Source organism: Pseudomonas sp. GW821-FHT07G06 (genome assembly GCF_058986625.1).
On record NZ_JBYSVW010000050.1, the window covers coordinates 1 to 549 of the forward strand.

Sequence of the window (549 nt, forward strand, 5' to 3'; positions counted from 1 at the left end):
GTCGGTGAAGCTGTCGTCGACCGGGGTGACGTTGATGTTCAGGTTCGAAGTGACATTGCTGCCGGAGCCGTCGGTGACGGTGTAGCTCACCGTCGGAACGTTGCCGTTGTAGTTGGCGTCCGGGGTGAAGGTGTAAGCGCCGTTCGCGCCGATCACCAGGGTGCCGACGTTGGTAATGGTCGCGGTGCTGCCGGCGGCGTAGGTGGTTTCACCGATGGTGAAGTTGAGCACGCTGACCGGACCATCGACGCTCGAAGTGCCGGTTAGGACGCTGCCAGTGACGACGGTGTCTTCCTGGGTGGAGACCGTTTCGCTGAGGTCAGTGAAACTGTCGTCAACCGGGGTGACGTTGATGTTCAGGGTCGAGGTGACATTGCTGCCGGAACCGTCGGTGACGGTGTAGCTCACGGTCGGCACCGTGCCGTTGTAGTTGGCATCCGGGGTAAAGGTGTAGGCGCCGTTGGCGCCGATGACCAGGGTGCCGATGTTGGCAATGGTCGCCGTCTGACCGGCGGTGAAGGTGCCAGGAACGCCGTCGATGGCGAAATT

Annotated in this window: 1 protein-coding gene; it reads right to left on the minus strand. The window is 61.9% G+C overall.

Going from position 1 to position 549, the window contains the following annotated elements:
* Positions 1-549: cadherin-like domain-containing protein (locus AC3WJW_RS30005; protein WP_493728551.1), on the minus strand; the 549-nt coding region annotated here is incomplete at both ends.